General features: G+C 30.6%; 29 protein-coding genes and 1 pseudogene. 2 read left to right on the top strand and 28 right to left on the bottom strand.

Going from position 1 to position 24482, the window contains the following annotated elements; genetic code table 11:
• Positions 1–89: 89 nt before the first annotated feature.
• Positions 90–1397 (top strand): branched-chain amino acid transport system II carrier protein BrnQ2, encoded by a 1308-nt coding sequence (brnQ2, locus tag JV528_RS00415; RefSeq protein WP_046597223.1) that lies wholly within the window; start codon positions 90–92, stop codon positions 1395–1397.
• Positions 1398–1636: 239 nt separating this feature from the next.
• A complete protein-coding gene (locus JV528_RS00410; protein ID WP_204177106.1) occupies positions 1637–2461 on the top strand; it encodes a formate/nitrite transporter family protein in 825 nt (274 codons plus the stop codon).
• Positions 2462–2710: 249 nt separating this feature from the next.
• Here the strand turns inward: JV528_RS00410 and JV528_RS00405 are convergent, their stop codons facing one another.
• The 28 genes and pseudogenes from JV528_RS00405 to essB all read right to left on the bottom strand — a co-directional run bounded on the left by JV528_RS00405 (position 2711) and on the right by essB (position 24482).
• Entirely contained in the window at positions 2711–3109 is a 399-nt protein-coding gene (locus JV528_RS00405) for a DUF4064 domain-containing protein (protein ID WP_000415671.1), read from the bottom strand.
• A gap of 149 nt (positions 3110–3258) precedes the next feature.
• Entirely contained in the window at positions 3259–3633 is a 375-nt protein-coding gene (locus tag JV528_RS00400; RefSeq protein ID WP_000827564.1) for a DUF4467 domain-containing protein, read from the bottom strand.
• Positions 3634–4257: 624 nt separating this feature from the next.
• Complete coding sequence (locus JV528_RS00395) at positions 4258–4746, bottom strand: TIGR01741 family protein (protein ID WP_000142002.1); 489 nt, start codon at positions 4744–4746, stop codon at positions 4258–4260.
• A gap of 10 nt (positions 4747–4756) precedes the next feature.
• Positions 4757–5257, bottom strand: a complete 501-nt coding sequence (locus tag JV528_RS00390; RefSeq protein WP_086037518.1) for a TIGR01741 family protein — start codon at positions 5255–5257, stop codon at positions 4757–4759.
• Between the two features lie 10 nt (positions 5258–5267).
• Positions 5268–5768 carry a TIGR01741 family protein gene (locus JV528_RS00385; RefSeq protein ID WP_000142148.1) on the bottom strand — a complete coding sequence of 167 codons (501 nt, stop codon included), beginning with the start codon at positions 5766–5768 and terminating at the stop codon, positions 5268–5270.
• Positions 5769–6271: 503 nt separating this feature from the next.
• Complete coding sequence (locus JV528_RS00380) at positions 6272–6646, bottom strand: DUF5084 family protein (RefSeq protein ID WP_260017157.1); 375 nt, start codon at positions 6644–6646, stop codon at positions 6272–6274.
• 19 nt (positions 6647–6665) lie between these two features.
• Positions 6666–7055, bottom strand: coding sequence for a DUF4064 domain-containing protein (locus tag JV528_RS00375; RefSeq protein WP_000413098.1), 390 nt, complete (start codon positions 7053–7055; stop codon positions 6666–6668).
• 17 nt (positions 7056–7072) lie between these two features.
• Positions 7073–7447, bottom strand: a complete 375-nt coding sequence (locus tag JV528_RS00370; protein ID WP_000824866.1) for a DUF4467 domain-containing protein — start codon at positions 7445–7447, stop codon at positions 7073–7075.
• 14 nt (positions 7448–7461) lie between these two features.
• Positions 7462–7935: a DUF5083 family protein gene (locus JV528_RS00365; RefSeq protein WP_000411368.1), complete on the bottom strand. Its 474-nt coding sequence runs from the start codon at positions 7933–7935 to the stop codon at positions 7462–7464.
• A 10-nt stretch (positions 7936–7945) separates the two neighbouring features.
• Positions 7946–8191, bottom strand: coding sequence for a hypothetical protein (locus tag JV528_RS00360; protein WP_043039937.1), 246 nt, complete (start codon positions 8189–8191; stop codon positions 7946–7948).
• A gap of 43 nt (positions 8192–8234) precedes the next feature.
• The gene (locus JV528_RS00355; RefSeq protein ID WP_000142106.1) at positions 8235–8726 is read right to left on the bottom strand and encodes an antitoxin YezG family protein; all 492 of its coding nucleotides are present in this window, start codon (positions 8724–8726) and stop codon (positions 8235–8237) included.
• Positions 8727–8736: 10 nt separating this feature from the next.
• A complete protein-coding gene (locus JV528_RS00350; protein WP_000142072.1) occupies positions 8737–9234 on the bottom strand; it encodes a TIGR01741 family protein in 498 nt (165 codons plus the stop codon).
• 10 nt (positions 9235–9244) lie between these two features.
• Complete coding sequence (locus tag JV528_RS00345; RefSeq protein ID WP_000141989.1) at positions 9245–9745, bottom strand: TIGR01741 family protein; 501 nt, start codon at positions 9743–9745, stop codon at positions 9245–9247.
• A 357-nt stretch (positions 9746–10102) separates the two neighbouring features.
• Positions 10103–10216 (bottom strand): annotated as a pseudogene (locus JV528_RS14870) (DUF5080 family protein); the annotation flags it as partial.
• Between the two features lie 102 nt (positions 10217–10318).
• Positions 10319–11002 (bottom strand): DUF5079 family protein, encoded by a 684-nt coding sequence (locus JV528_RS00335; protein ID WP_000628843.1) that lies wholly within the window; start codon positions 11000–11002, stop codon positions 10319–10321.
• A gap of 210 nt (positions 11003–11212) precedes the next feature.
• Entirely contained in the window at positions 11213–11707 is a 495-nt protein-coding gene (locus tag JV528_RS00330; RefSeq protein WP_000142009.1) for a TIGR01741 family protein, read from the bottom strand.
• Between the two features lie 10 nt (positions 11708–11717).
• Positions 11718–12218 carry an antitoxin YezG family protein gene (locus tag JV528_RS00325; RefSeq protein ID WP_065315707.1) on the bottom strand — a complete coding sequence of 167 codons (501 nt, stop codon included), beginning with the start codon at positions 12216–12218 and terminating at the stop codon, positions 11718–11720.
• A gap of 10 nt (positions 12219–12228) precedes the next feature.
• A complete protein-coding gene (locus JV528_RS00320; protein ID WP_162635655.1) occupies positions 12229–12729 on the bottom strand; it encodes a TIGR01741 family protein in 501 nt (166 codons plus the stop codon).
• Between the two features lie 198 nt (positions 12730–12927).
• A complete protein-coding gene (locus JV528_RS00315; protein ID WP_000394916.1) occupies positions 12928–13539 on the bottom strand; it encodes a DUF5080 family protein in 612 nt (203 codons plus the stop codon).
• Positions 13540–13684: 145 nt separating this feature from the next.
• Positions 13685–14368 carry a DUF5079 family protein gene (locus JV528_RS00310; RefSeq protein WP_000208397.1) on the bottom strand — a complete coding sequence of 228 codons (684 nt, stop codon included), beginning with the start codon at positions 14366–14368 and terminating at the stop codon, positions 13685–13687.
• Between the two features lie 219 nt (positions 14369–14587).
• On the bottom strand, positions 14588–15079 hold the full coding sequence (locus JV528_RS00305) for an antitoxin YezG family protein (protein WP_000142165.1): 492 nt from the start codon (positions 15077–15079) through the stop codon (positions 14588–14590).
• 10 nt (positions 15080–15089) lie between these two features.
• On the bottom strand, positions 15090–16934 hold the full coding sequence (locus JV528_RS00300) for a DNA/RNA non-specific endonuclease (RefSeq protein ID WP_000159021.1): 1845 nt from the start codon (positions 16932–16934) through the stop codon (positions 15090–15092).
• Positions 16935–16943: 9 nt separating this feature from the next.
• Complete coding sequence (gene esxD / locus JV528_RS00295; RefSeq protein ID WP_000175722.1) at positions 16944–17261, bottom strand: type VII secretion system extracellular protein EsxD; 318 nt, start codon at positions 17259–17261, stop codon at positions 16944–16946.
• Entirely contained in the window at positions 17261–17935 is a 675-nt protein-coding gene (locus JV528_RS00290; RefSeq protein WP_000655877.1) for a DUF5081 family protein, read from the bottom strand. The genes esxD and JV528_RS00290 overlap by 1 nt, the downstream gene beginning before the upstream one ends.
• On the bottom strand, positions 17935–18249 hold the full coding sequence (esxB, locus tag JV528_RS00285; protein WP_000509668.1) for a WXG100 family type VII secretion effector EsxB: 315 nt from the start codon (positions 18247–18249) through the stop codon (positions 17935–17937). Before esxB ends, JV528_RS00290 begins: the two co-directional genes overlap by 1 nt.
• 15 nt (positions 18250–18264) lie before the next feature.
• On the bottom strand, positions 18265–18657 hold the full coding sequence (gene esaC / locus JV528_RS00280) for a type VII secretion substrate EsaC (RefSeq protein ID WP_001010289.1): 393 nt from the start codon (positions 18655–18657) through the stop codon (positions 18265–18267).
• Positions 18658–18686: 29 nt separating this feature from the next.
• Positions 18687–23126 carry a type VII secretion protein EssC gene (gene essC, locus JV528_RS00275; protein WP_204254800.1) on the bottom strand — a complete coding sequence of 1480 codons (4440 nt, stop codon included), beginning with the start codon at positions 23124–23126 and terminating at the stop codon, positions 18687–18689.
• A 21-nt stretch (positions 23127–23147) separates the two neighbouring features.
• Positions 23148–24482 (bottom strand): type VII secretion protein EssB, encoded by a 1335-nt coding sequence (gene essB / locus JV528_RS00270; protein WP_000240338.1) that lies wholly within the window; start codon positions 24480–24482, stop codon positions 23148–23150.

Below are 24482 nucleotides of genomic sequence, written 5' to 3'. Positions count from 1 at the left end.
GTATTGTCATTTAAAGATAAAGTAAGTACGTTTTTTTTTTCAGATTTTTTAAATTATTATGAATATCTAGTTTTAGGAAGGAAATTACATTGAAAAAACAAGTTATTATTTCGGGCCTCATGTTATTTTCACTATTTTTTGGAGCCGGAAATTTAATATTCCCGCCCATGCTCGGCCATACAGCGGGTCAAAATATGTGGATTGGCATGTTTGGCTTTGCCCTTACTGGCATTTTACTACCCTTTATTACTGTTATCGTTGTCGCATTTTATGATGAAGGTGTTGAAAGTGTAGGCAATCGTATACATCCATGGTTCGGGTTTATTTTCGCTGTCGTCATTTACATGTCTATCGGGGCATTTTACGGTATTCCACGTGCTGCAAATGTCGCGTATGAAATTGGCACAAGACACATTTTACCAGTACATAACCAATGGACTTTAATTATATTCGCAGCAATCTTTTTTGCTATCGTTTATTGGATTAGTTTAAATCCATCGAAAATCGTTGATCATTTAGGAAAATTATTAACACCGTTATTACTATTAATGGTCGCTCTATTAAGCATTGCTGTCATTTTCAACCCTGAATCTGCACTAAGTGCACCTAAGGATAAATATATAACACATCCTTTCATTGCAGGAAGTTTGGAAGGCTATTTTACAATGGATCTCGTTGCAGCATTAGCTTTTTCCGTAGTCATTGTCAATGGCTATAAGTTTAAAGGCCTCACAGATCGCATGAAAATATTAAAATATGTCTGCTTTTCAGGTCTTATTGCAGCCATATTACTTGGTATGATTTACTTTGCGTTGGCATATGTAGGTGCGTCAACAGCTCCAGGAAACTTTAAAGATGGTACTGATATATTGACGTACAATTCATTACGCGTATTTGGTTCGTTCGGTAACCTCGTATTTGGAATGACGGTTATTCTTGCATGCCTAACAACATGTATAGGACTCGTCAACGCTTGTGCAACATTTACTAAGAAACACGTGCCTAAGTTTTCTTATAAAATATTCGCACTTGTTTTCTCTATCATAGGATTTTTATTTACAACACTTGGTTTAGAAATGATTTTAAAAATTGCTGTACCATTGTTGACATTAATATATCCCGTGTCTATTGCACTTGTACTGATATCATTTGCTAACATGTTTAGCACATTCAGATTCAGTTGGGCCTATCGACTCGCAACTGTTATTACATTGATTATTTCAATTTTACAAATACTAAATAGTTTCAACTTATTACAAGGTGTTATTTTGAAATGGTTTATGATGTTACCTTTAGCAGATATCGATTTAGCTTGGCTTGTACCATTCATTCTTTTGGCAATCATAGGTTTCATCATCGATGTAGTTATACGTCGTCCGAAACAAGCGACAACTTAATAGATGCATAATCTCCTAGTAATGATCGTCGCATCATTACTAGGTTTTTTTTGCATGAAAATCTGTATTTATTCATTGATACTAACTGACGATTAATTATTTTAAAATAAATGATTTGTTAAAAAATCCTAGCTGTTATTCAAAAATATTAGTTTTTAAAATTAATTTTGTGAAATTATTCACAAATAAGGCGATTCATAGTATACTCTGATTAACAAATGAAAAGTGAGGATGTCATTGTGAAGGAGAAACATATTAAATGGGATAAAATATTTTATGGGGACGACTGGGTAAATAACGTAGTCGAAACGATAAGAACGAAAGATATATTACAAATCGTTTATTTAAAACGTTATTTATTACGCGCTATGATGGCAGGATTTATTATCGGTATTATTACGGTCTTCGTGCTATCAGTTAAAGCAACACACGAACCAGATTTACCGCCAGGCATTGTGAATATGGCCAGCGCCATTACATTCAGTTTTGCGTTAGTACTCATTTTATTTACAAACTCCGAACTACTAACCAGTAACTTCATGTACTTTACTGTAGGCCTGTATTATAAAGTAATTAAACCGACTAGAGTATTGAAAATATTTTTATTGTGCTTTGCAGGAAATATTTTAGGTGCTGCTATTTTATTTAGTTTCATGCGTTTTTCAAATGTAATGACGCCAGATATGTTAAATCAGTTATCAGCAGTTATTGAGCATAAAACGTTGTCTACTGGTTTTGTAAGTATATTAATGAAAGCGATATTCGCCAATTTCTTTATCAATATTTCATTAGTTATTGCCATGCAAATTGACGATGTACTCGCAAAAATGTTTGTCATGATGTTCGGTGTTACCATATTCGCCTTTATGGGTTATGAACACGTAGTTTACAACAGTTGCTTATTTATGGGTGGTTTAATTTATCAAGTTGATACATTGCACTCCATACCAGCTATTTCGAATATTGCTGCCGCTTTTATCGGTAACTATATCGGAGGCGGTCTCATTATAGGTTTATTCTATGCTTACTTGAATGATCATCATCAATTTTATAAAAATAATTAACTCTATTTGAACAATGCGTTAGTCGATGCCTTTAATATTTAGAAGTGCATTGTCTAACGTATTTTTTTAAAGTTCGTCAATGCTTTTTGTCCGATGGCATGCTTATTATCAAATACAAAATACTCTCTTAAAAGCAGTTATTGACTGAAAATCTACTTCTAAGAGAGCACTTTATTTAATCGGTTAATTTGTTAAAACCTAACAGAAATATAATTACTTAAGAAATCTTGAAATTTCAATATACGATGTTTATGATAAGTCGCTTATTTGATCTTTAGGCTTGTTATTAGTAAGTAGTTTAATACCACTGACTAACCATAAAGCAAATGTAATTATGTTACCACTTATTACAGCTCCAATAATCAACAATATACCACTCATTTTTTTGTTTTTAGATGCTTTAAACATACCGATTGCACCTAAAATAATTGAAATGATTCCAAATATAAATAGGAATAAGAATAATACAGTGAAAATTGCTGCTGCTGTTTCTGCATCAACTGGGTCAACCTCACCATTAACTGTTGTTGACACATCTGTAGTCATTACACCTGATGCTGCTAAAACCATAAATAGTAAACTAAATACCGTTGCTAAACCCTGAACAACAATTCCTATTATTGTCATTATTTTGATCGATTTTTCCATTGTCTTACTCCTTTATTATTATTTACAAACTTACGTTTGTGTTCTTATATATAAATGTTTAAATTTATATCGTGTTTATTTTAAAAATTATTGTCGCTAAAGCTCATTTACTTTTTGAAACTGGTTAAAAGTTTTAAAGAAAGCATACATTAATCTTTTTCCACTTCTACATTTTCATCTTCATAATCTGCTTTATGGTCTTTCATATACTTAATTGGATCTATTTCTCTATTGATTTCTGCCTTACCATCTTTTATTTCATATGCGAAATAATACATTTTTTCACGATCTTTATACAATTGAATACCAATAACAATGACTTTACCATCTTTATAAACATGTGTATTACTGTCTTCTTGTTTAATGTCTGTTTTAATAGTGTTTTGTACTTTCGAGGCAATTTTATTCATTTGATTCTGTTCTTTGTACACTTTATCAATATCTTTTTGATACTTTTCACCTTTATTAGAACAACCTGCCAATACAATTGCTAACATTAAAAATACTACCAACATTCTTTTCATCATTTTTCTCCTTAGATGGCTGTCATTTTCCACACACTACAATACTGATAATATTCTTTATCATTGTGATGTTTGAACAATGTTTAGCCAATTGTTATCAACTTAAAATTCGTTTAAATGTTTGACGCAAGATTTTGATTAATTATGATATTAAAGTCTGTTTAATATAAACATCTATTCCAGTGTTAATTTACAACTATCTACTGAAAATTATGTCATCATAATAAATTATGCAATAACTATTTGATACCTTTACATTGCTATGTATCTCTAAAAATTGCCTCCTATATATTTATTTAATCTCCAAATATTTAACTATTTATAATTATAGTAAAAAACATTTTAATAGTATATACTTTTCTCATATTTTTTTGATATAAGTTTTAAAAAATAAGTCGATGTGCATCAACTTTATAAAATACACTACAATAACCTTTTCAATTAATGGCAATTTTAAATTTATATCGTGATTTATTAATTAGTTAAACTCATTTATACATATGATGTATGGATACCGAGAAGCTAATAGACTTTTTAAGTTGCAAATAATCTTATCGTTTACCTTCTTCTTTGAGTCAAATGTAAAACGAGGTTGGTTTTGCACAGCCTTCTATAACATATATGCTACTCTTGCTCTTTAACATACTTCTCTACTTCTTTAACTTTATTAATTTCATATTCCGTTTCTGGTAAAACACCAAACTTTTTGTACATATAATAGTTTTCCTTTCCTGATGGTCCAAAACCTAATTTAATCCAATCAATATAATCAAAAGATACTTTCAAATTCCCCTCTCTTGTAAAGTCAAATTCACATGATGTCCATGGTTCTAAATCTTCTTTTTTAAATAAATCCCTTAAATTCATAAACAAGTAATAAAGATTCATCCATAAATCATCAAATATTTCTTCTGAAATATTATAATCTCTAGATATATCCGTGTAATAATTCAATTCATCGCTACCTGGTTTTGTATAATTAAAAACGACTTCTCCACCTTCATCATCTAGGTAGGCAATTGTATATACCTTTTCCCATTCTACCGGTATCATACTGCTGATCTCATTTGCAATTTCATTGTACATTTCACTTAATTTTTCTTCGAAAGTCATGTTATCTCCCCTATAGTTCAGCTTCTTCTTGCTCTTTAATATATTGCTCGATTTCTTTAATTTCTTCCATTTCGTATTCCATTTCTGGTATAACTCCAAATTTTTTATACATATAATAATTTTCACGGCCTAATTGATCAAACTCTGAATTCGCCCAATCAATATAATCAAATGAAACATTCAATTTGCCGTCTCTTGTAAAGTCAAATTCACATGATGTCCATGGTTCAAGTCCTTCTTCTTTAAATAAATCTCTTAGTTTATCAAATTGCTTATATAATTCATATACTGAGTCCATAAATTCTGATCTTGATATATTATATTTATTTAACACGCTCGTATAGTAAACTAATTCATCACTTCTTGGTTCAGTATAATTGTAGAACACTTCTCCGCTTCTTTCATTTACATAAGCCATTGCATATACCTTTTCCCATTCTACCGGTATCATACTGCTAATTTTATTTGCAATTTCATTGTACATTTGACTTAGTTTTTCTTCGAAAGTCATATTATCTCCCCTATAGTTCAGCTTCATCTTGCTCTTTAATATATTGCTCGATTTCTTTAATTTCTTCCATTTCATATTCCATTTCTGGTATAACCTCAAATTTTTTGTACATATAATAATTTTCACGGCCCAATTGATCAAACTCTGTATTTATCCAATCTATATAATCAAATGAAACTTTTAATTCACCTTCTTTTGTAAAATCAAATTCGCATGATGTCCATGGTTCTAAATCTTCTTCTTTAAATAAATCTCTTAACTCCTCAAACAAATCATATAAATCCATCCATAAATCATCAAATACTTGCACAGAAATGTTATACTCCTTAGGTATATCGGTGTAATAATTCAATTCATCGCTGTTTGGTTTAGTATAATTAAAGAATACTTCACCTCCTCCATCATCTATATACGCCATTGTATATACCTTTTCCCACTCTACCGGTATCATACTGCTAATCTCATTCGCAATCTCGGTGTACATTTGACTTAGTTTTTCTTCGAAAGTCATATTATCTCCCCTAATCTCTACTTTAATAATAACGATATATTTATAAATACATTCAAATAACTTGAAATTCTATTTTTACAATTTAGTAAAATCTAAATATATGCATCCATTTAAATTTTCACCCTAAATTGGTTCATCATCTTGAAACTATATATTTTTCTTAAATCCTTCAGAGTTTTTACTTACAATACACGTTTCCATTTTTCGAAAATGGAAACAGCCTCGTGATTTTCAACGCAAATAAATGAAGGGACAAATTTAACAAACCGTTTGAGTTACTCATGTTCATCTACCTTTCATTAATCATTATTAAAATTTAGATTCGCTTTCTAAACCATTACATTTTTTATATTTTAATATTGAAAAAATCACATTTTACATTCATTGTCATTATCTTTTTATCTTCAAAGTATTTGAAGTCTTTTAGATTCAGCTACATCTATTATGTATAAATCATTAGGACGGATTTCTTTTAAACCCGTCCTATTTTAAATTAATATATTCTATTGCTTTAATCTTGATTGCTGTATTTTATAAACGAATACTGTACCGATTGTAAATAAAATGATAGCAATAATGAATAATGGTATTCCAAACATATTAAAAAGTTCACCGTAAAGTTTTATTCCAATTTCCATAAACCTAGCTTTCATTACGAAGTAAAATAAGATAGACATAAATATAAATACTGCATATGTCCCAATGATTGATAAAATTATCGTTGGTTTTGATATAGATTCAAGTGCTTTAGAATTTTTATGCGGTGTATAAACAAATAGCCACATGACATTCATTGCCAACATTCCAAAGCTACCTAAACATAAAATAAATCCATAAACACTTGCTAAACTTAAAATCCCTGCAATTGTTAAAAGTATTCACCAAGTATATTTCATGCTATGACACTTCTTTTCCTATTTTGTTATATCTTAAAACAGAAATCCCACTTATTAACCAAGCAATAAATGTTAATAAATTGGCACTGATCACTGCACCAATAATATACAAAATGCCACTCGCTCTATTATTCACAAACAACTTTTTCATAGCTATAATGCCTAATAAATCTGAAGCTAAAGAAACAACAAATAATATTGCAAATATTGTCACGAATGTTGCTTGAGCAGTTTCTGGACTTTGTATAGTTTGTTCACCATTAACAGTTGTGGTCAATTCTGGCTGTATAATTCCTGTTGCTGATAAAATTAAAAATATTAAAAATAACAATGTTAAAAAACTTTGAATAATAATTCCAATTAAAGACGTCACTTTGATTAATTTTTCCATTTTCCTACTCCTTAAAATTATTTTACTTTAATATCTTTATAATCTGATTTGTGTTCTTTCACGTATGTTTTAGGATTAATATCTCTCTTATAATAAATTTTGTCGTTTTTAAACTCGTAAGTCGCGTAAAACATTTGATCTTTATCTTTAAATAACTTATAGCTGATGATAATTAATTTGCCATCATCAAATACATAAGTATTTACTTTATCCTTATTAAATTCAGGATTAACTTCATTACTCTTTTTAACCATCTCTTTATGAGTTTCTTGTTGAATTTTCATTACTTTATTAATTTGACTTTGATATTTATTTTCATTTTGCTCATTACCACAACCATAATTTATTATACTCATCATTATAATTAACAATCCTATGCATAATCTTTTCATCGGTTACTCCTTAATTATCTATTTTTAATAAAAAAGTCTTTCAACTCTATCGGTTTGCGATTAGGTTTTATAAAAAATTCCCAAAAGTGATAGGCCGGCTGTCCGGATTTTTTATTTTCTCTAAATGAGCGAATATGTAAAAATCTAAAATAGAATGGAATCGCATATAATCCTGGAATGATATACAGAATCGACAATACTTTTGTAACTTTCACCCTATTAGCTAATTCAATATTACTTTGATCATATTGATAGTTTTTCAATAAAATAAAGTAAAAAATAATTTCTAACAATATGGTAATTGCATATGCAACCATAATTGAAATATAACAATAAAAGCTTACTCTATCGCCAAAATCCCTACCATACTGCAAACGATTATTTATTATACCTGCAATAACTGGTAGAAACGCCAGTAAAATCATCATTGCAAATGGAATAACTTCAAATGATAAAAATATTTTGTTTATTCTCTTTATTTTTTCCATTTCTGCTCCTTTAATTAGTTAATTTTTCAATAGCAGCAACTATTGAATTTTTTGCATTTTCTAGTACAGATAATGTACTATCTAATGAATTAACTTCATTTTGCATCTCGGTAATTTTATCGATGAGTCTATCGATGTTATCATCAATATTTTTTATACAATTTGTTATTGAGGCACTTATGAGTTCGTTTTCACTTTGATCTTCCAATTTCGAATGATTCTTCCTAGAAATATCAGCAATTTTAAATTGCAGCAAACTAAGATTAAACAAATCTTATTGCTTAACCTCTTTCCCATAATTAACTTTCTTGGCTTTTAATATATTGCTCGATTTCTTTAATTTCTTCCATTTCGTATTCCATTTCTGGTAAAACACCAAACTTTTTGTACATATAATAATTTTCACGGCCCAATTGATCAAAATCTGAATTTATCCAATCAATATAATCAAAAGATACATTCAATTTACCTTCTCTTGTAAAGTCAAATTCGCATGATGTCCATGGGTCAAGACCTTCTTTTTTAAAAGTTTCTCTTAACTCATCAAACATTCGATAAACTTTAAACCATGAATTCTTAAAAATATCTTTTGAGATATTGCAATCTTTAGGTATGTCTGAATAATAATTTAATTCTTCACTACCTAGTTTAGTATAATTAAAAATGACTTCTCCAGCTTGATCAGTTACATAGGCTATTGTAAATACTTGCTCCCATTCTACTGGTATCATCCCACTAATCTCATTCGCAATCTCGTTATACATTTGACTTAGTTTTTCTTCGAAAGTCATATTATCTCCCCTATAGTTCAGTTTCTTCTTGTTCTTTAATATAATCTTCTATTTTTTTAACCCTATTTATGGCATATTCTTTTTCGGGCCAAATTCCAAACTTTTTATACATGTAATAATCTTCTCTTCCCATTGGTCCAAATTCTGAATTCACCCAATCAATATAATCAAAAGATACGTTTAATTTACCTTCACTTGTAAAATCAAATTCACATGATGTCCATGGTTCTAAATCTTCTTTAAATAAATCTCTTAACTTCTTAAACAATCTATATAAATCCGTCCACAAATCATAAAATACTTTTTCAGAGACATTATACTCTCTAGGGATATATGTGTAATAATTCAATTCATCACTACCTGGTTTAGTATAATTAAAAACGACTTCTCCACCTTCATCATCTACATAAGCAATTGTATATACTTTTTCCCACTCTACTGGTATCATTTCACTGATTTCATTTGCAATTTCATTGTACATTTGACTTAGTTTTTCTTCGAAAGTCATATTATCGCCCCTATATTTCAGCTTCATCTTGCTCTTTAATATATTGCACGATTTCTTTAATTTCTTCCATTTCATATTCCATTTCTGGTATAACCCCAAATTTTTTATACATATAGTAATTTTCTCTAGCTAACGGACCTAAACTTAATTTAATCCAATCGACATAATCAAAAGATACGTTTAATTTACCTTCGCTTGTAAAGTCAAATTCGCATGATGTCCATGGTTCATGTCCTTCTGTTTTAAATAAATTCCTTAAATTCTTAAACAAGTAATACAGATTCATCCATAAATCATCAAATATTTCTTCCGAAACATTATAATCTCTAGATATATTCGTGTAATAATTCAATTCATCGCTACCTGGTTTAGTATAATTAAAAACGACCTCTCCACCTCTATCATTTACATAGGCTATTGTATATACTTTTTCCCACTCTACTGGTATCATCCCACTGATCTCATTCGCAATCTTGTTGTATATTTCACTTAGTTTTTCTTCGAAAGTCATGTTATCGCCCCTATATTTTCAAAATAGATATTGGTTTCATTTCCGTTAAATAAAAAGCACTAAACAACACCTCTACGTCGCTTAATGCTTCTTCAAATTAATATTACTCATTTTAAACCTAAATACACTAATGGAACTAAAATAACTGCAACTATTGTTACGATAAGTGGAATTCTAAATAATTTCGAGTCTTTGCAGTATTATATTATTTGTAAATAATAGCCCTAAAACTCCTACTCATTATTTTGTCTTTCAATTTATTTAACTATTTATAATTATAGTAAAAAAGATATTAATAGTATATACTTTTTTACCATTTCGTAAATAAAAATTTACCAACAACTATATGTAATACAATTATAATAATCTTGATAAAATCATATTCAGAATAAATAACCAACAACTGAAAACTATTAGACTTATTACAACAAAAGCAAGCGTTCCTTTTCTAATTCTAATAATCAAATCCCATTAATATCAATCCACTCAAATTCTTTCACATCATTGAGTAAAATAATGTGTTGAAGTTGATTTTTTATATAAGTATACTCCAACAGTAATTTATAAAATTATTTAGTCATCATCTTCTTTGTTTAATTCAAAAATATAGAATCTACTGTATTGCATAATAAATTGAAATGCCACAAATTGTGTACAAGCAATAATAATGATACTTACCATTATGACAAACTTGGATTCTACGACATTAGGAATCAATATATATTCGATAATTTTTTCAATATATATAAATGAGCTCAACGCAGTTAATAATAAACCGAAATGTGTTTTAGTTTTACCACCCCAACGTTTTGTTACTTTAGGTAATTTTAATAACGTGAACATTCCGCCAATTACTAATAATAAATAGCTAATTATGATTGAAATCGTACCCATTAACCAATAATTGAATAAATCATAATGGTTTTGTACAGCTGCAAAATAATACAGGTTACACAGTGCAAATACTACAGTGATAGTAGTTAACACATTTATAACAACTAAAAATCGGGCATATATTTTTTTATATTTCTGTGCGCTTTCCTTTTCGAAATCTATAAATCTAATCCATTGAAGTAAACTAATTATGATAATTATTAATTCTATTATTGTCGTTATCTTTAAATAATTGGGAAACCTTTCATAATCTAAACCAAAAAAGAAAGTCAGACATGAAAAAAGTATCAAAAACAATGATATTAAACTTAAGGCTTGTGCACCTGGCTTTCGAAGAGTATCAATATTTTCTTTAGTAATCATATCTATCTCCTATACATTATTTTTCAAATAGCATATTACGTATTTAAAGCTATAAGTACTTAGATTCTTTTCGATTAAAAGTATGAAAACCTAAAATTATCTTTATATTATTATTTGATGAGCATCAACTATACGGTATCTATTGCTTTTTACTTAACCGCCAAAAAAGACTAAACAAAGCTTTATTGTTTAGTCTCACATTAAGATTGTCTATTCTTCTTCTTGCTCTTTAATATATTGCTCGATTTCTTTAACTTTATTAATTTCATATTCCGTTTCTGGTAAAATTCTAAATTTTTTGTACATATAATAATTTTCTTTTGCTATTTGACCAAATTCTAATTTAGTCCAATCAATATAATCAAAAGATACGTTTAATTTACCCTCGCTTGTAAAGTCGAATTCGCATGATGTCCATGGTTCAAGACCTTCTTCTATAAATATCTCTCTTAGTTCCTCAAATTGATCATGCAACTCATATACTGAATCCATAAAGCTTGATTTCAATAAATTATACTTCTTTATCACACTTGTATAGTAAAATAATTCATCACTTCTTGGTTCAGTATAATTGTAAAACACTTCTCCACATTCTTCATCGATATATGCCATTGCATATACTTTTTCCCACTCTACTGGTATCATGCTGCTAATTTTATTCGCAATCTCGTTATACATTTCACTTAGTTTTTCTTCGAAAGTCATGTTATCTCCCCTATATTTCAGCTTCTTCTTGCTCTTTAATATATTGTTCGATTTCTTTAACTTTATTAATTTCATATTTCATTTCTGGCATAACTCCAAATTTTTTATACATATAATAATTTTCTTTTGCTAATGGTCCAAAACCTAATCTAACCCAATCTATATAATCAAATGATACATTCAATTTACCTTCTCTTGTAAAATCAAATTCACATGATGTCCATGGTTCTAGCCCTTCTTTTTTAAAAGTTTCTCTTAACTCATCAAACATTCGATAAACTTTCAACCATGAATTCTTAAAAATATCTTTAGAGACATTACAATCTTTAGGTATATCTGAATAATAATTCAATTCATCACTACCTGGTTTAGTATAATTAAAAATGACTTCCCCAGCTTGGTCAGTTACGTAGGCAATTGTATATACATTCTCCCACTCTACAGGTATCATACTGCTAATCTCATTCGCAATCTCGTTGTACATATGACTTAATTTTTCTTCGAAAGTCATGTTATCTCCCCTATAGTTCAGCTTCTTCTTGCTCTTTAACATAATCTTTTATTTTTTCAACCCAATTTATGGCATATTCTTTTTCAGGCCAAATTCCAAATTTTTTATACATGTAATAATGTTCTCTTCCCATTTGTCCAAACTCTGAATTCGCCCAATCAATATAATCAAAAGATACGTTTAATTTACCCTCGCTTGTAAAGTCGAATTCGCATGATGTCCATGGTTCGAGTCCTTCTTCTATAAACAATTCTCTTAAATTATCAAATTGCTTATATAATTCATATACTGAGTCCATAAATTCTGATCTTGGTATATTATATTTATTTAACACGCTCGTATAGTAAAACAATTCATCACTGCTTGGCTCAGTATAATTGTAGAAAACTTCTCCATTTCTTTCATTTATATAAGCCATTGCATATACCTTTTCCCACTCTACAGGTATCATCCCACTAATCTCATTTGCAATTTTATTGTACATTTCACTTAGTTTTTCATCGAAAGTCATGTTATCGCCCCTATATTTTCATTACCGTTAAATAAAAAGCATTAAACAACACTTCTACGTGGATTAATGCTTCTTCAAAATAATATTACTCATTTTAAACCTAAATAAACTAATGAAACTAAAATAACTGAAACTATTGTTACAATAATTGAAATTCTCAATGATTTTTCACATTACAATTTATTCAACTTCTTATCATTATAATAATCTTGATAAAATCATATTCAAAATAAATAACCAGCAACTAAATAATATTGGCCTTATTACAACAAAAGCAAACGTTCCCTTTCTAACTCTAATAATCAAATCCCAAACTGCAAATATTATAATGATAAATAAGCCGAGTATGAAAAATGAGATACTTAAGTCACGTGTTTCTGCAGTGATTTGAGGTGTTGACTTTAATGTCATTAATACCGTTAGTACTATAGCTACTATCAAAGAAATAATCCCTTTATACTTAGCTATTTCAATGTTTATACGTAAGCTTTCAACTGAATTGTATTCAGATTTATTAACTATTCCACTTGAACTATCTGTAATGTTCTTATATTTTAGTAATAGTGGTCTGTTCCAAAGATTTCTAAAAGCCATCCATGCATAAAACAAACTCCCCATATACAAAATCACATTGAAATTTGTTAACTGATCATAGCTGTCACCTATAAAAATATAAGTGATACCAATTACTACAAACACAATGGCATAGATGATTATAGGCAATACTACTATTTTTTCAGAATACATCACAGCAGTTAAATATATAATATAATACAGTCCAGCTACGACAATTAATAATAAGAACTCCATATTCGCACCTCAATATTCCATAACTTTTACTTTAATATCGATCCATTTAAATCCATTCACATCATTGAGTATAAAATAATATGGTGATATACGTTGAAGTTGATTTTTTATATAAGTATACTCCAATAGTAATTTACAAAATCATTTAGTCATCATCTTCTGTGTTTAATTCAAAAATATAGAATCTACTGTATTGCATAATAAATTGAAAGGCTACAAATTGTGTACAAGCAATAATAATGATACTTACCATTATGACAAACTTGGATTCTACGACATTGGGCACCAATATATATTCGATAATTCTTTCAATATATATAAATGCGCTCAACGCAGTTAATAATAAACCAAAATGGGTTTTAGTTTTACCACCCCAACGTTTTGTTACTTTAGGTAATTTTAATAACGTGAACATTCCGCCAATTACTAATAACAAATAACTAATTATGATTGAAATCGTACCCATCAACCAATAATTGAATAGGTCATAATGATTTTGTACAGCAACAAAATAATAAAGGTTACATGTTGCAAATACTGCAGTGATAGTAGTTAGCACATTTATAACAACTAAAAATCGGGCATATATTTTTTTATATTTCTGTGCGCTTTCCTTTTCGAAATCTATAAATCTAATCCATTGAAGTAAACTAATTATGATAATTATTAATTCTATAATTGTCGTTATCTTTAAATAATTTGGAAACCTTTTATAATCTAAACCAAAAAAGAAAGTTAGACATGAAAAAAGTATCATAAATAATGATGCTAAACTTAAGGCTTGTGCACCTGGCTTTCGAAGAATGTCTATATTTTCCTTAGTAGTCATATCTATCTCCTATACATTGATTTTGTAATAGCATATTACGTATTTAAAGCTATATACTTAGATTCTTTTCGATTAAAAGTATGAAAACCTAAAATTACCTTTATATTATTATTTGATGAGTATCAACTTTATATTCTCTATTGCTTTTTACTTAACCGCCAAAAAAGACTAAACAAAGCTTTATTGTTTAGTCTTACATTAAGATTGTCTATTATCGAATTACTCTTCTTGTTCTTTAACATATTTCTCTACTTCTCGAATTTCTTCCATTTCATATTCCATTTCTGGTAAAACACCAAACTTTTTATACATATAGTAGTTTTCCTTTCCAGATGGGCCAAAACCTAATTTAATCCAATCTATATAATCAAATGATACTTTCAAATTCCCCTCTCTTGTAAAGTCAAATTCACATGATGTCCACGGTTCTAAATCTTCTTTTTTAAAAACTTCTCTTAACTCATCAAACATTCGATAAACTTTATACCATGAATTCTTAAATAAATCTTTTGAGACATTGCAATCTTTAGGAATATCTGAATAATAATTCAATTCTTCACTTCCAGGTTTAGTATAATTAAAAACGACCTCTCCACCTTCATCATCTACATAAGCAATTGTATATACCTTTTCCCACTCTACTGGTATCATCCCACTGATCTCATTTGCAATTTCATTGTACATTTTACTTAAATTTTCTTCAAAAGTCATGTTATCGCTCCTATATATTTTTTATTGACTTCGATATTTCTTTTCCATTAACTATATATTCAACCAAAAATTCGGTTGGTCTTTTACTATTACCACTATATTTAACTTCCATTTTAATATTTTTTACTTCCTTTCCAGAATTAATAGCATTTTTCCACTCTTTCTCAATATTATACCATTGTCCATTTTCCTTAAATGAACGGTTGATAAATTTACTTTGTGCCACAAGGTTATCTATGTCTTTTGACCCACCAAACATTCTAGCAATTAAATGACCTCCATCATCGTCTGGTAATCTATCCTCTCCACCTACAGTTTTTTGTGCATAGTTATTACGATCTCCATCTTTTAGAGAGAGATTGTCTACATAAACTTCTTTTATGCGCCCTTTATGATCAGTCCGATATATGTGACCATTAGGCGTTGTATATTCAATATTCGCCTTTAGTTTCTTAGGTCTAAGTCTTGCATATTGCTCTCCATATTTAACCTTGGTGTAGTTTGGTGATTCAACATATTTTGATGAATTAATTTCATGGCTACTTACACTATGTTTGCCTTCACTTCTCACCATACTATCTTTTGGACCATGTGTCACGTGATTTTGTGGTGTAACAGCACGTTTCATGTTTTGACCCATGTTTCTCAAAGTAGTTGTTTCAGCAAAGTTTATACCGCCTATTCCCGCCGATGCAAGCTGTTGTTTAGATGGAATTACAAATTCTTTATCAAGTCCATTATTCACTATTCGTTTGACATTTTGTGCTTGTTGTCCAATCCAATTTCTACTTTGTTGAACAGTATAAGTTGCTTGACCACGCATGTTACTCAGCATTTGTCCAACATGAGTATTTTGAGCAAAGTTACGAGATTGATTCAACACACTGTTTTTCATCATTCCCATTTTAGGTGAAATACGACTAACTGCTTGTTGCATTGTCTTTTGCAATCCTGTTTTAACTGCAAATTTTTCTCCGCCTTTGAAGCCTAATTTCATTAAACTTTTCCCAGCACCTTTGAGGAAGCCCATACCTGGCAATGGAATAAGCGAAAGTCCTTCCATGATTCGTTCTTCTTTAGATAGCTTTCTTCCAGTTATAATATTTTTTCCTGTGGCTGCATTGGCTGCTGAATAAGCGGTATATGCACCTGCTGCTACTGCACCTGCGACAGGGTTGACTATAGTTAAAGCTATAATTCCGACACCCGCTAAAATATCAACTGCCAATTCTTTTTTCTTTTGCTCCTCTATCTCTTCCGCTTCAGCTACTGTCATGTAATCACAAGAAGCACCCTGAGTCATCATTTTTTCAAAATCACTCTTAGATAATTTCTTATCTTCTTTTTTCATTTCTTTGTAATGCTGATCAATTACTTTTACAAATTCTTGATCCGATTTTAATATTTCATCGATGCTATAAACATCGCTGTCACTTTTCTTGGCATCTCCCTTTGCAATTTTCCCAGAAGCCCCATAGGTATCTCTACCATGACCTCCGCCATTTTTTATTAATATATTTTCCAATTTAACATTCGTTATACCTTTGAATGCTTTATCTATATCTTCTATAAATGGCGTGTCAATAATTTCTTTCATTTTCGAATCTAATTGAGATGCATAATCATATAGCTCATTTTGATAATACCCCATTAATTTAGATCCTTGTGGACCTACTACACTACTTGTTAATGATATTGCGCCATCTTCGTCTAAAGAACTGACATCACTTACCGCATCATCCATTGTTGTATCTACATCTAAGAAGTCTTGACCCTCTATTGCATCTATTACACTTTGGATAGATGACTTTTCATTGTCATAATCAGCTGTTAGATATTCAATATCTTTTGTCATGTCATGCACCTATCCCTCAATATTATAGTAAAGCTTGGCAAATTCCGTACCCCAATGTTCATCTGCTTCAAAGAATTTTTGTGCTGAATTCATGACGCCACCACCGAGTGTACTCAATGGACCTTTGAGACCACTAATGACTGTTGCAGCACTACTATAGCCATTTTCCATAGAATGTGCAGCTTTTTCACTACTGTAGTAATTTAATTGCGCTATTTTCCCAAAGTTTTGAGCTATTTCATCATACTTTTGACTAATGCTTTCCAATTCTTTTACAACATGTGCAATCGTTTCAGCTTTAACACTAATTTTTCCACTCAACGTCATTACTCCTCTGCTTTATTAATATGATTTTCATCAGTATTGAATCCAAATAATTCTCGTATAAATGTATTAATGACGCCAATATGAACATTCAGTACTTTATCTTTTAATGGGTATCGAATGAGTAGCAAATCATTTTGTTCATAAATGTTATATAAACTTTGTTGAGGGTCACCTTGATGATTGTATATTTCAATTTCTAACACACGCCCAATCGTATCGATACTTTCATTATTTAAGTTCTCCAATGTTTCATCGTCAATTTGTTTAAAGTCCCAATCATTGGACTTTTCTTGTCTCATTAATAAAGGATATGATTGTACAATCGACCACCATGCAATGTCTTTATTTATAATTCGTATTTGAAACCCATTATTTTTAAACCGGCTTAACAAAATATATTCATCTTTTTCATAGCTAAATGGTGCAAAATACATATCATTAATTCGAATATTTACAATTGCGCTAATATACTCTCTTACTAATGTAGCCACTTTAAAACCTGCATCAGTTAACTTGTCATTCTCTGTTACTAATTCCTTTTCAATTAAAGCAGCTTTAGCTTCTTCAAAATTTGATGGATCAAACAATTCAAAATTTACGAGAGGCAATTTACTACCACCTAAAATTGTTAATTCTTCGTAAGAAAAATAATCTATTCGCTTAACATCTTTCATCATGGGTTCACCCTATCAAGCCCTTGCTTAATTGATAATGTATCGTATTTCGCTAGATTTTGACTTAAGTTATCAATTGCTTTTTGATGGTCAGCCATCGGTTGTACTAATTCTTCTTGAAACTTTGCCATAATGAGTAACACATCTTTCACCTTATTGGCGAACTGTCCTTCCCAATCACTACCTTCGATATACTCAGCGAGCTGTTGCGTTTGCTTTTGACATGCTTCAATATCTTTAGCTGTTTTTGCCGCTAATTGTTTCGCTTGATCAACCTTGCCACCATCTGCTTTAATACCTTTATATCCACCCATATCTTCACCTCAATATTAATTCATTGCTTTATTAAAATATTCACTTGCCTTTTCGCCAGCAATTTCCTTAGCTTTTTGGAGGGATTCTTTATTTTTATCGATATCTTCACCCAACATTTCAAGCTTTTGTTTCATCAAATTTCTTTTTTCAATATATAACGTATTGGGCGCCTTTCCCTTAACAGTTACACTGTCCTTATTAGCACTAGATTTTGCAGTTTGTACGTCCTTTGCTGTGCTTTCAATATCATCTAGCGCAAAACTCAAATTAAATTCTAATCGCTTATATTGTTCAGCTTTTCTTAAATATCCAGAACGAACTTCAATTTCATGCGCAATCTCTTCAGCATGCTTTTTTATATCTTTAAATTTCGACTTAACCATTGTTTCAATATCATTAAAATTCATAACATACCTCCCTCCTATTTAATTCATTGCTATTTAAACCATCTAATCTTTTGATAAGCTTGGTTTGCGACCATATATGCTTCGTTTTCTTTAATAACAGGTTCTCGTTGAATAAATCTAAATTTAAAGAATTGTTGGTCTGAAATACGAATACCTATACTAAATTGGTTAATCATTTTACGTGCAACATCAATCTGTTTATCATAAGCATCTATTAATTCTTTATGAATGCCGACAAATAAAATGTTCAAGCCAAGTTCTGGTCCTTTTGTAATAAGTTTTTTAACATCATCTTCCGGAATATACGTGCAATCAATAAATGTTTTAAAATCATTGATAATGTAAAGTGAATCTTTTTCAAACGGACCGTCCATTTCTCTTTGTTTTAAGTCTTCAATCATTAGTTGATGAATCGCTTTAATGTCTTCTCTTTCTTCGGCAAAGTTAGCCACTTGATGCCTATAAGCTTTAAACTCTCCACTTGAGTCTGCGATACAAATCGCATATTTTTCATTTAATATGTCAATTTCTTTCATCATAATTTCAGCAATATGCGCAATTTCTCTCGGATTTTCTGATGAAATCATTGCTGGTTCAGTTAATTTAATTTTTTGTAGTGTAACACCTTCATAATCTAATCCAATTGGTAAAGCACCATTGGCAACTATATCCGGTAAGCTTAATGATTCTCTGTAATCTTCATATTTAATTTCATCTGGCATCATAGGAATATCACTTGGTGTTTCACCTTTATAAAATTCTGTCATCGCCGATACTTCATCATTAATTTGATCATTATATGATTTGGTCTCATCATGTTTAAATGGTTGGCCAATATGGAATGATACGTTGTCATCACTACTTAACAATGCTCGACCCACTACATCTTTAACCGCAAATTTTTGCTGTCCTACTACGTTCGACACCTCTGATTTATCATATAAAAACATGGCGATACGCGTTTTCATATTAATGTACATTGGTGTTTTCATAGCGTTAGCTCTTGAGGCGGTTAAGGTTACTTGCATGTCTAATGCTAGCCCTTCACGTGTCATTTTAATCATCATATTTTCAAAAACTTCTTGGAAAGGTGAACCTTTTACTGCGTCAAAGTTATCAATAAGAATAAAGACATGCGGAATTGTTTCACCAGTTAATTTTCGATATTCAGAAATACTAGTGACACGATACTGACTTAAAATCTTCTTACGCCGATCAATTTCATCATTAAATATACGTATCGCCTTCGCAATCTTGTCTTCTTGATCTACTGTAAAGTAATCAGCGACATGTGGTATGTCTGTGACTGGCATCAAACCATTGGTACCGAAATCGAACAAGTACATGTGTGCTTGATCAGGACGATGGTGTCTTGCAACATCGAAAATAATGTTGTGTAAGAACGTTGTTCTACCATATCCTGGACTTCCGATTAACGCGATGTGACCAGCTTTTTTCAATTGTAATACCATAGGCCCTTGATATTGTTCTTCTGGTACGTCTTTAAGTCCTAATGTTAATTCCACTTCTTTTGCATCATCTGACCATAATTTTCTGAAATCTGTTTCTACTAAATCTTCTTGATATACATTTTCTGGCAATGGTGGTAACCATGGACGCTTAACTTCTTCAATTTCTAATCTCGTTGTAATAGATTCGATATGATCGATAACCGCTTCTAACTCAGTTTGATTTTCTTTCGTTTCTTCATCTTCAAGTCCACTCAAGTCTTTGTTGATTGCTTGAAGTTGACCATAGTCATTAATCATGTAAATCGTCTTATCTTCAACTTCTAATTTATCGCCTTCGATGTCATATGTTGCTCCACTCCATGCAGATTGGAACAATTCATAAATTTCATTATTACCAACTTGTAAATACGCACGACCTGGTAATGTAATGTCTGCTGCATCTGGTGTTTTTAAAATTTCATTACTGTCTTGTCTATCTTGTACTTTTAATGCCAATTTAAATTTAGAGTTAGACCAAATTTGGTCATCAACAACACCCGATGGTTTTTGTGTCGCAAGTATTAAATGAATACCTAACGAACGTCCAATACGTGCCGTTGATACAAGTTCTTTCATAAAATCAGGTTGTTCTGATTTTAATTCGGCAAACTCATCGGAAATAATGAATAAATGTGGCATTGGTTCTGTCGCAACACCTTCTTTAAATAACTTATGGTATTGATTAATATGGTTAACATCATGCTCTCCGAATAAACGCTGACGTTTTCTCAATTCGGCTTTGATTGATGTTAAGGCACGCATCGCTTCATCGCCATCTAAGTTTGTAATCGTACCAACTAAATGGACTAAATCTTTAAATAAGTTCGCCATGCCCCCACCTTTATAGTCAATCAATAGGAACGCAACTTCATGAGGGTGAAAATTAATAGCTAAAGATAAAATGTATGATTGGATAATCTCAGATTTCCCTGAACCAGTGGTACCAGCAACTAAACCATGTGGCCCGTGTGCTTTTTCATGTAAGTTCAATGATAAAATATCATCTTTACCTCTTACACCTAAAGGTACTGCCATCGTTTTGTATGTTTCGTTTTGTCTCCATCGATTAACCACATCAAGCTGATCTACTTCTTTCACGTTATACATCTCTAAAAATGTAATACTATCAGGAATTGCATTTTTCAAATGTTCGACGTGTATCAAATTCGCCAAACGTCGCGCGATATATTCTTTATCGACGTTATCAATATTTTCAGGTGTAAATTTCAATTGAACTAATTCTTTTTCTTTCGTAATCAGTTCGCCTTCAGTACGAGACTTGATATCAATAATGGTATCTACATGCTCTGGCAAACTTTCAATCACATCTTCAACAAAGATTAATGAAATACCATATTCTGATAAATCTTGGTTTACATATTCTAAAATGACATGATCAATAATTAATGACATATCTGTAATGACAAACACTAATTGCGGTGTGAAAATAATTTGCTCATTACTTCTGCTGCGTTCACGCACAGCTTGGATACGTTCTTTGATCATGCTATAAATTGACGTTAAAATTTGGTCACGCGTTCGTTGATTGTAAACAAACCCTCTAATGTTTTGACCTCTCAATGTCATATGTGGCAACCAACGTGCCCATTTCAATGTTTCAACTTCATCTTCACGTGTCACAAATAGAAACTCTAAATCGTGATAACTATGGAACGTTGACAATTGGATTAGCATTTTCTCCAATTCTTCTAAAATGAGATGTCGTGCACCAATATATGCAATTGGCCCATGATTTAAATCATTGATTAATGGTGCTTGTTCTACATCTGTGTAAAATTCATACAATTCTTTAGCATCGTCGAATAGTTCATCACGACGTTGGTTAAATTCTTCTTCTTGGTAATCTAATTTGAATGACTTTTCTACATTCGCAATACCTAACTTATAATGTAAAAAATCGTGATGATGCGATGTTTTTTCATATATTCTTGGTGCTTTCGTTTCAACGATATCTTTAATTTCAGCAACCGTTGGATAATGGTAATTCAAACTAAAACGTTGTGCTTTAATCGCTTTATTAATTTCTTTAGATTTATTATCCAAATAAGCTTTGTAATCTTTCTCTCGTTTTTCAACATCTTTGTTATACTTTTTCTTTTCAGAGAAATACGTTGTAATACCAAATACTATCGTTACTGTACTCATACCAATCATCATTAAAATATAAATACCAATTGGTCTCACTAAAAAGATGACAACAGTTAAAGCAATCATTACTAATGGCGGTATAATGGAACGCCATATCACTGTATTGTTCTTCTGTATTGGCTGTGGCGGTCTTTCAATCTTAATATCATCGGTCGGTTCACGGTGAATAATCCTTGGCGAACGATGGTACGTATTGTAATCATCTGCCTGTGCATGTGGCATCTCTTGTGTTAAGCGAATTAATGACGATGCCACTGTATTCTGACTCAATACATTTAAACCATCAGCTTGTACTTCGAGCCATATCCCTTCAACATAAATATGATCACCAATGTAAGCTTTGTTCGTTAGTTGCTCTTGTAGTTCATAGTTAATATACACATCTGTATTTTTATCGTGCACAATGCGTACGTATTGTGATTCTTGTATTGATTGAAAATCTTTAATAATGATGGCATTCATCAAGCTTTGAATAACCATATCATCATACGCATTTGGTCCAATTGTCATCGTATCTTGAATTGAAGGATACGCAAATGATGCATAATCAGCTTCTGTATAAAGCTGTAATGTAATGTCATCAAGGTCACCTTTTCTAACAAGCACCTTATTAATAGAAGTATGATTCGCTTGCCAAGTACCTTGATTATTTTGTTCTAAATGAATGACTTCGCCTAACGATTTCAACGTAATATCTGCACGCTCGTCTTCGCTAATAGTATATGTCTTACCATCTCGCAAATTGAGCATCTTCAATTGTTTGTTATATTTTATAATCAATTTATGCATTGTCTTTGCCTCAGTCCTATACTATTTTTTTCTTTCAGCTTCTTGGCGTTTTTCTTTATCTTTTTGTGCTTGTTCTTTTTGTTTCTTTTCGTTCTCTTCTTGTTGCTTTAATTTCTCATCTTTTGCTTTTGCTTTCTCTTCTTCAGATTTCGCTTTTTCATCTTTAACTTGTTTTTCTTTGTCTAAAATATCTTGCAATTTATCGTTATACTTTTTCGTTTCTTCAGAACGTTTATCATTCGATAAATCTCCGTTATTTTTAATCTCATTTAATTTATTAATCAACGCTAACTTTGTAATATCGTTATCATCTAAATAAGTGGCTATATTAATCGCTTCATCAAGATGTCCTTGTCCTAATTCCATCCAATATAATAAGTAGTCTTTGTTTGAATTTGGTGTCACGTTATTAAGTAAATTTTCTTTCTTATCTTTTTCTAAACCTTGTTTATTTGTTTGGATATAACTTTTGGCATAAATGTAAAGTGCTTCTTTATCTAATTTTTTACCATCTAAATCATCATACGTATTTAGTACTTGCGTATAATCATCCTTTACAAATGCTTGGTATCCTTTTTCAATGCGCTCATTATGCTTCATTACTGAAAAATATAAAAAGGCTAAGAATGCAATTAATAAAACACTTAACGTTGTCATACCGATAGCAACCCATTTGAAAACGGTATGTCCTACTTTGCGTACATATGCATAATTTTGACTATAATCTTGTTCTTGTTTCTGATACTGTTCATCTAAAAATGCCGTTAGTAAATCTAACGTTGCCGCTTCAATAACTTTAGTTTCAAATGGCGTTCCTTTATGTAGTTCTAAGTTTCCTTCAACTAAAGCATCAAATGATTGTTTCTCATTGAATGCACAGATAACTAGTGCTTTATATCTTGTTAAAAATTCAGCTTCTGACACAGGTAATGGATCAACAACATTTTGTAACCCTCTTGTTTTAGCAATTGGTAATCCATCTCTTGTGAAAAATAATTCATCTGGTGCCAACACAAATGTGTAGCGTGTACGATTTACTTCTTCTAAATTTTTGATATTGAGTAAGTAACGTAATTTTTCATTTTTAGTAAATGATTTAATATTATCAAAAGGTGTATGATTGTCATTAATGTCATAATGTATTTGGAAACTGTCACGTAGTTCAGTTAATTCAGCATCTATAAAATATGGAGAATGTTGTTCTAATAAGTACATTAAATGAAAATGTTCTGGTTTAATTGAAGACTTAGGAATCTCTCTCATATCTAAGCGTAATTTTGTTTTAGCTGCTTCTTCAGCATCTAAAGGCGTTAACATATCTTGCATTTCATTTTTAGGGTTATGATTTTTAACCAT

This window comes from Staphylococcus sp. GDB20D11A (assembly GCF_016893255.1).
In the GTDB taxonomy this organism is placed as follows: Bacteria; Bacillota; Bacilli; order Staphylococcales; family Staphylococcaceae; genus Staphylococcus; species Staphylococcus aureus.
The sequence above is the reverse complement of the archived record's forward strand: the minus strand, read 5'-3'. Positions and strand labels throughout refer to the sequence as shown.

Coding starts and splice junctions, on each gene's coding strand:
- JV528_RS00365 (WP_000411368.1), bottom strand. CDS start 7,935: ATGGAAAAAATAAAGAGAATAAACAAAATATTTTTATCATTTGAAGTT.
- esaC (WP_001010289.1), bottom strand. CDS start 18,657: ATGAATTTTAATGATATTGAAACAATGGTTAAGTCGAAATTTAAAGAT.
- JV528_RS00310 (WP_000208397.1), bottom strand. CDS start 14,368: ATGACTACTAAGGAAAATATAGACATTCTTCGAAAGCCAGGTGCACAA.
- JV528_RS00305 (WP_000142165.1), bottom strand. CDS start 15,079: ATGACTTTTGAAGAAAATTTAAGTAAAATGTACAATGAAATTGCAAAT.
- JV528_RS00390 (WP_086037518.1), bottom strand. CDS start 5,257: ATGACTTTCGAAGAAAAACTAAGTCAAATGTACAATGAAATTGCAAAT.
- JV528_RS00355 (WP_000142106.1), bottom strand. CDS start 8,726: ATGACTTTCGAAGAAAAACTAAGTCAAATGTATAACGAGATTGCGAAT.
- JV528_RS00405 (WP_000415671.1), bottom strand. CDS start 3,109: ATGGAAAAATCGATCAAAATAATGACAATAATAGGAATTGTTGTTCAG.
- JV528_RS00375 (WP_000413098.1), bottom strand. CDS start 7,055: ATGGAAAAATTAATCAAAGTGACGTCTTTAATTGGAATTATTATTCAA.
- essB (WP_000240338.1), bottom strand. CDS start 24,482: ATGGTTAAAAATCATAACCCTAAAAATGAAATGCAAGATATGTTAACG.
- JV528_RS00395 (WP_000142002.1), bottom strand. CDS start 4,746: ATGACTTTCGAAGAAAAATTAAGTGAAATGTACAATGAAATTGCAAAT.
- esxB (WP_000509668.1), bottom strand. CDS start 18,249: ATGGGTGGATATAAAGGTATTAAAGCAGATGGTGGCAAGGTTGATCAA.
- essC (WP_204254800.1), bottom strand. CDS start 23,126: ATGCATAAATTGATTATAAAATATAACAAACAATTGAAGATGCTCAAT.
- JV528_RS00330 (WP_000142009.1), bottom strand. CDS start 11,707: ATGACTTTCGAAGAAAAACTAAGTGAAATGTATAACGAGATTGCGAAT.
- JV528_RS00400 (WP_000827564.1), bottom strand. CDS start 3,633: ATGAAAAGAATGTTGGTAGTATTTTTAATGTTAGCAATTGTATTGGCA.
- JV528_RS00345 (WP_000141989.1), bottom strand. CDS start 9,745: ATGACTTTCGAAGAAAAACTAAGTGAAATATACAACAAGATTGCGAAT.
- esxD (WP_000175722.1), bottom strand. CDS start 17,261: ATGACGTTGAGTGGAAAAATTAGTGTTAAAGCTGAAACGATTGCACAT.
- JV528_RS00335 (WP_000628843.1), bottom strand. CDS start 11,002: ATGATTACTAAAGAAAATATTGATACTCTTCGAAAGCCAGGTGCACAA.
- JV528_RS00325 (WP_065315707.1), bottom strand. CDS start 12,218: ATGACTTTCGAAGAAAAATTAAGTCATATGTACAACGAGATTGCGAAT.
- JV528_RS00315 (WP_000394916.1), bottom strand. CDS start 13,539: ATGGAGTTCTTATTATTAATTGTCGTAGCTGGACTGTATTATATTATA.
- JV528_RS00300 (WP_000159021.1), bottom strand. CDS start 16,934: ATGACAAAAGATATTGAATATCTAACAGCTGATTATGACAATGAAAAG.
- JV528_RS00320 (WP_162635655.1), bottom strand. CDS start 12,729: ATGACTTTCGATGAAAAACTAAGTGAAATGTACAATAAAATTGCAAAT.
- JV528_RS00370 (WP_000824866.1), bottom strand. CDS start 7,447: ATGAAAAGATTATGCATAGGATTGTTAATTATAATGATGAGTATAATA.
- JV528_RS00385 (WP_000142148.1), bottom strand. CDS start 5,768: ATGACTTTCGAAGAAAAACTAAGTCAAATGTACACCGAGATTGCGAAT.
- JV528_RS00290 (WP_000655877.1), bottom strand. CDS start 17,935: ATGAAAGATGTTAAGCGAATAGATTATTTTTCTTACGAAGAATTAACA.
- JV528_RS00350 (WP_000142072.1), bottom strand. CDS start 9,234: ATGACTTTCGAAGAAAAACTAAGTCAAATGTACAATGAAATTGCAAAT.